Annotated in this window: 9 protein-coding genes; 7 read left to right on the forward strand and 2 right to left on the reverse strand. The window is 38.6% G+C overall.

The window, feature by feature from the left end; genetic code table 11:
* The first annotated feature begins 150 nt into the window (after positions 1-150).
* Complete coding sequence (locus QUB61_RS37700) at positions 151-429, forward strand: hypothetical protein (RefSeq protein WP_333136344.1); 279 nt, start codon at positions 151-153, stop codon at positions 427-429.
* Between the two features lie 6 nt (positions 430-435).
* Here the strand turns inward: QUB61_RS37700 and QUB61_RS37705 are convergent, their stop codons facing one another.
* Entirely contained in the window at positions 436-1,080 is a 645-nt protein-coding gene (locus tag QUB61_RS37705; protein ID WP_333136346.1) for a TraX family protein, read from the reverse strand.
* Positions 1,077-1,340: a hypothetical protein gene (locus QUB61_RS37710; protein WP_333136348.1), complete on the reverse strand. Its 264-nt coding sequence runs from the start codon at positions 1,338-1,340 to the stop codon at positions 1,077-1,079. The genes QUB61_RS37705 and QUB61_RS37710 overlap by 4 nt, the downstream gene beginning before the upstream one ends.
* A gap of 182 nt (positions 1,341-1,522) precedes the next feature.
* Here QUB61_RS37710 and QUB61_RS37715 point away from each other — a divergent pair, with 182 nt between their 5' ends.
* The 6 genes from QUB61_RS37715 (at position 1,523) to QUB61_RS37740 (ending at position 5,082) form a co-directional block, all read left to right on the forward strand.
* The gene (locus QUB61_RS37715) at positions 1,523-1,765 is read left to right on the forward strand and encodes a hypothetical protein (RefSeq protein ID WP_333136350.1); all 243 of its coding nucleotides are present in this window, start codon (positions 1,523-1,525) and stop codon (positions 1,763-1,765) included.
* A 3-nt stretch (positions 1,766-1,768) separates the two neighbouring features.
* Entirely contained in the window at positions 1,769-2,362 is a 594-nt protein-coding gene (locus QUB61_RS37720; RefSeq protein WP_333136352.1) for a hypothetical protein, read from the forward strand.
* Between the two features lie 118 nt (positions 2,363-2,480).
* Positions 2,481-2,765, forward strand: coding sequence for a hypothetical protein (locus QUB61_RS37725; RefSeq protein ID WP_333136354.1), 285 nt, complete (start codon positions 2,481-2,483; stop codon positions 2,763-2,765).
* Between the two features lie 142 nt (positions 2,766-2,907).
* A complete protein-coding gene (locus QUB61_RS37730) occupies positions 2,908-3,117 on the forward strand; it encodes a hypothetical protein (protein WP_333136356.1) in 210 nt (69 codons plus the stop codon).
* 345 nt (positions 3,118-3,462) lie between these two features.
* Complete coding sequence (locus QUB61_RS37735; RefSeq protein ID WP_333136358.1) at positions 3,463-3,864, forward strand: hypothetical protein; 402 nt, start codon at positions 3,463-3,465, stop codon at positions 3,862-3,864.
* A 90-nt stretch (positions 3,865-3,954) separates the two neighbouring features.
* Positions 3,955-5,082 (forward strand): zonular occludens toxin domain-containing protein, encoded by a 1,128-nt coding sequence (locus QUB61_RS37740; protein WP_333136360.1) that lies wholly within the window; start codon positions 3,955-3,957, stop codon positions 5,080-5,082.
* Positions 5,083-5,140 lie beyond the last annotated feature (58 nt).

The following is a 5,140-nucleotide window of genomic DNA, read 5'->3' on the forward strand; positions in this document are numbered from 1 at the left end:
CCTAATTTTTATATTCTATAGTTAATTTTTATAAAAATTATTAACTTTTTTACATACTAGGTTCGGTAGAGCCAAATTTTGTTTCGTTCAAGTAGTTCTTTATTGTTGAGTTGTTTTTTCATTTCATTTAGATTACTGCTAGTTAATTTTATGTTGCCTCAAATTTGTGACCGTTGTAAGCAGTCTCTTGATTACGATAATGAATCTCTTCGTGATTATTTAGATAGAGAGTATTTTCCTCGTAATATTTGTAAGTCTTGTGACCATCAGATTTTTTTATCTTCAGCTTTGACAACCGAAGATTGTTTGAGAAATCAACCCTCTGGTACTGCTTTGAAAAAATTGCTTGATATTTATTGTGTTGAGGAAAACATTCCTCTTCCTCAGAGATTTGTTCCTAAGAAAATTTTTCGCAAGCCATTTGTTTAATTATGATTAAAGAATTGTTCGCAGTGTCGCTAATCCTGCTAGATGGATTGGGTAGAAGTAGTAGAAGAACTTTTTCTCGATCGCACTTGGCTTTTGGTCTTTGTTTGGGTCATGGTAAGCCAAGATTATTGGGGTAAAAATTGCGAATATCTGAAGCAAGTAACTTGATGTTGCCGCGTAGATGGTATTGGTTACAATCCAGCTAATCCACCATATTCGATCGCCTTTGCCTTTTAAATTAATCATTAATAGCGGACACGCTATTGCATACCACCCGTAGTCCACTCCCCATAATTGAGCTGCTACTAATCCTAGTATCATTATTACGATTTTTTTGTTTGCTTGAGCCTTGTGAATTTGTGTAAATGTTATTACAACTAATGCAAAGCTAATCAATATATTCAAATCTAATTTGTTGAAGAAAATCATGTAGGGAAGTTGAGCGATTATTCCAAATAACAGCAATTTGGTAATTAAAGGTTTACCACTACTGCTTGGTTTTCGCCGTTTCCAGTTTTGAGCTAACACCCATGCAAAAAGCGGAAAACTTAACCGACCGATTATTCGCATTGGTTCGGCTTCTATCATAAAACCTATGTGGTCTATCAACATTAAAATTGCTGCTAACCATTTAATCTGATTTTGGCTCATGCTGCTGATAACCTCATTAATTGATTTATAAATCTTTTAAAGCTTATGTTTCCTTTTGTGGTTATTGTGTAAAATTTTTGCCCTTCTTCCCACGTAAAAATGATTAATCCTTGTTCGTTGAGTTTTTTTAGCCTTGCATGAATTCCTATTCGTGTAGGTGGTTTTTCTACATTCATCGTGCATATTTTTTGATTGATTTCTGTTAATGATAACGATTCCTTTTTAAGGCTCGCTAACACTAAATAATCTATTCTGCTCATACTTTCAGGGTCTAAGTTTACAATTAAATATTACTAATTGTCTATTTCCTAGTCAATGGGTTTACAAAAAGATAAGTGTAAACTCTAATAAACCTTTTCATTAAAAGATAAGTGATTTCCTTCTTGTCGCTGCTTTCAATATTCCCGATGATGAATTTATTGTTCATCTCAGGTCTATTCTTATGGATCTATTCTTGGTTGCTGTACTCAGCGCTTCCCCTCATCCTTATAGTCCCCCGTCTGGTGTCGTGGCTCAGAATTTTTTTCCTTCTGTAGTTGCTCCGACTCCTCCTTATACTCCTCCGGTTTCCGGGGGCGATCCGAATCGGCCGCCAATTAATACCCCGCAGACTTCTCCGACGCGCGATCCTTCGGAAAGTTGGGAACAGAAAATGCTCCGCCGATATGGGAGGAAAGTTGCTTAAGTCATGAGTAAGCAAGAAAACAGAGAGTTACTTACCAAGATTTTCGGCGCTCTGGATGATTCACCCCAAGCTAGACAGCAGGGGATGAAGACAACCAAAGTTCCAGGTTTTCCAGTTTTCTTCTGCTGGGGTCGATGGACTGGTGCTGAAGTTAACGAAGCTGGCAACAATAAAGGGCTTCTTTTCTTACCTTATTTGCAAACAGGGCAAATGCCCTTAAATCGGTACAATGGTTCGACTTCTTTAGAAACTCCTTTGGAGATGGTAACAACTGGAGTCGATAACCCGTACAACATTAAGGTTAGTATCACCCCATCTTTGAACCTTAGCGGGTTAAAAGTTGGTGAGTATTACATTTATTTAGTTGCCCTTTTGCCTGCTGCTGTTGGTGGTGGTGGTAAGCCGACTCCTTATTGGGATGGTTGGCTCAAAAGCTATTCCGTTGAGATTAAAGATCCAACTAATAAAGATTATTTTGGTCTTTTGGATATGACTCGTAAACAGTGGGAAAAAATAAAAGCTGCTGATGATGATTTCCAAGCTTTGCCTTACATTCACACCTCTGATAATGGAGACGTTGCCACAGTACAGCAATGATGATTTGATCACATTGATTACTGATTTCATTTGGGCGAATCTCTTCGTGTTAGCAACACAGTTCTTTTGTCTGGCTCTTATACTTCGCATAGTCAGACTTTTTGTAGATTGAGGGCTTATGAATGCCTGTCGATTTAATGGTTGTTCTTCTTGCCGTTTGGCCGCATTTTCTATTATTCTCTGTTGTCCTCTTTGGTTTCTGGGGAATATTAACAGCTTTTCATTAGCTTCTGGTCGCATAACTGGTGCTGAAGCTGTTGCCAGAATGTCCGCAATTTTGGGGAGTCCTGAAGCATTTGCCGAGAATATGAAACTCAGCACTCAGGACTTTATCAAAGACCATTTCGGAAGTATGGCGGTTGCGTGTGCTTTTGGACTTGCAATGAAAAAAATGGCGTCATGATGATTAATTTAGCTGGTTTTTTTATCGGTTCTCTGCTTGTTGTTCTGGGTTTGATTATCTATTTGGTTGATTTCTTTAAGCCTTTTGTACTTCATTATCGATATAGAAAAATGATGCAACAGCTTAATGATGAGGACTTCTGATGCTGTCGTTTACTCTTTCCCTTGCTCTTTCCATTTTCACTCCTTCGATAGCAGCTTCAAATATTCCTGGTGCTGCTGAGGCAATTAATTTTGTTAATGAGGATGTTAAGGCTGTTGTAGAGTTTGGGATTGATTGGGGAATGAAGGCGGCATTAGCTGCAACATCAACCCATGCGTTTATTGTCCTTGCTAAAAAATTTCTCGATTGACAATGAAGGACTTTTTTAGTTTCGTGCAACAAAATGCTGATAGACTCTGCGATTTACCTAATAAATTTATTGATACTAACATGATTTTGTTAGCTCAATTAATTCTCTGCCTTTCTGTCTATTCAGCTACTCTTTACCTGCAAAGCGTCGTCGTTAACTCTTGCCTCGCTCCTGTCTATCCTATTCCTTCTAAAAGCAAATGAGGAATTCTTTAACAGTAGTTATAGCTACTGATTGATACCACTCTAGAGGCGGTGGTATTGATGTCTCTAGCCTCTACGCTCCTATTGATTACAACGTCTCGGCTTCCTTTTTGTTCATTAGTCATTCACATTTTCTACTAACATGGCTGCTCAAGTTCTCGACAAAAAAGTTGTTGACACTCCCGCTGATTCCCCTGAGATTTTCTCTATTGGTCAGGCAGATGTTGACGATATCACTCGCGCTTTTTACGATTTTCAATACGCACAAGCTGCGCGTTCTGCTGCTGTTTCGGGTGCCGCCCTAGGTATTGGAGGCGCTGTTCTAACTGCTGGTGGTGCATTTGCAACTACTGGCGGTACTGGTGGCGGTGCAAGTAACGCTGCGGAAGCAGCAGCAGCCTCTATCGCGGCTGGGGTCACAAACGCGATCAACATGATCAAAGCGATCGATGGGATCGGGTTGGCTGCCTTCGGGGTAGCCTTGGCCCCAATGGGATTCATGGTCACACTGCGCGTGCTCAACATGGTTCTATCTCGTGTATAAACCTTTGAGCTAGTCGCAGTGTGACTAATTAGGGCGACTGTTGCTATTAGTAATAGTCGCCTTAAATGTATCTTTTAGTAATTTAAAATTATGTCATTTACTGCAATTTATGGGCTTCCTGGTAAAGGCAAAAGTTTGTTAATGCTTCAGCATGGGCTGAGGATTGCTGAAAAATATCGCCTTCGGTTAGTTACTAACTTTAATCTTGACCCTGCTTGTTTAGCTTATTATTGCAAGCTTAACAATTTTACTTGGTTGTGGGAAAATATACCTAAAGGTATTATTTATTACGTTTCGGCGAATAAAAACTTCGCCCAGTTTCTACAGATTCCAAATTCTGTGATTCTTCTTGATGAGATGGGGCTTTATGCTCCTAGCGCGCAAAGCTGGACTCTTCCCCCAGAAGCGTTTAATGCTGTTGCAAATAATAGAAAGAACTGTCAACATATTGTGTTTGCTGCACAATATCCATCACAGGTGCATTCAGCAGTTCAACAAATTTGTAGCGAGATTTTATATGCTGAAGGGACTACAATTTGGGATGATAAGTTAAGAAATGAAAAATTACTTTTTAAAGATTGCCATTTATTCGGGCCGTCCGAATTCGAGGTTTGGTATCGTGACCCTAAAATCCGTAAAAATCCTGTTAAGGTGTGGGTACTTGCGACCAAACATTGGAAAGGCATAATTTCCGCAATGGATGCCCACACATTCAGAGTTTACAATAGTTTTGGTTTGCTTGAAAGGGAGGATTCAAATGTTAATTTATCTGAGACTTTTGGGTATAAACCTTATTTGGTCGATTCTGTTTCTGGTATTGAAATGTCTGCTGAAGATATGCTTTTAGAGGGACATACTTTAAAAGAAGTTGAAGAAAAACTTGATACTTATTTTAAAGCTGCTACCTTTAAGAAAAAACGTATTTATGAAGCTAGCAATACTTTACCATTTATTGCTTGGAAATTAGAGGGCGATATTGGTTTTCCTGGTCCTCATCCTTTCCAAAAAAAATTTATTCCTCTTTGGAATATGTTACCCGCTGCCAGTTATCAAGGTTTAAAAAAAATAGACTTGAAAATAACTCGCCAGTTTATACTCTGGGATAAGCTTAATACTAAGCTTAAAAATGATTATGTCTTAATGTGGCGTTTGATGTTAGGTTCTTCTCTCTGGGTGTTTAGTCTAATTATTGTCGCTTTTTCATTACTCACAAGTTAAGCTAAAAGCACTATTGTCAATGAGTAAAATTACTCATCTTTTACCTGTTGACCCAATT

Origin of the sequence: Microcoleus sp. C2D2 (assembly GCF_036702495.1) — a bacterium.
Taxonomy (GTDB): domain Bacteria; phylum Cyanobacteriota; class Cyanobacteriia; order Cyanobacteriales; family Microcoleaceae; genus Microcoleus.

Coding starts and splice junctions, on each gene's coding strand:
- QUB61_RS37720 (WP_333136352.1), top strand. CDS start 1,769: ATGAGTAAGCAAGAAAACAGAGAGTTACTTACCAAGATTTTCGGCGCT.
- QUB61_RS37705 (WP_333136346.1), bottom strand. CDS start 1,080: ATGAGCCAAAATCAGATTAAATGGTTAGCAGCAATTTTAATGTTGATA.
- QUB61_RS37730 (WP_333136356.1), top strand. CDS start 2,908: ATGCTGTCGTTTACTCTTTCCCTTGCTCTTTCCATTTTCACTCCTTCG.
- QUB61_RS37700 (WP_333136344.1), top strand. CDS start 151: ATGTTGCCTCAAATTTGTGACCGTTGTAAGCAGTCTCTTGATTACGAT.
- QUB61_RS37725 (WP_333136354.1), top strand. CDS start 2,481: ATGAATGCCTGTCGATTTAATGGTTGTTCTTCTTGCCGTTTGGCCGCA.
- QUB61_RS37740 (WP_333136360.1), top strand. CDS start 3,955: ATGTCATTTACTGCAATTTATGGGCTTCCTGGTAAAGGCAAAAGTTTG.
- QUB61_RS37735 (WP_333136358.1), top strand. CDS start 3,463: ATGGCTGCTCAAGTTCTCGACAAAAAAGTTGTTGACACTCCCGCTGAT.
- QUB61_RS37715 (WP_333136350.1), top strand. CDS start 1,523: ATGGATCTATTCTTGGTTGCTGTACTCAGCGCTTCCCCTCATCCTTAT.
- QUB61_RS37710 (WP_333136348.1), bottom strand. CDS start 1,340: ATGAGCAGAATAGATTATTTAGTGTTAGCGAGCCTTAAAAAGGAATCG.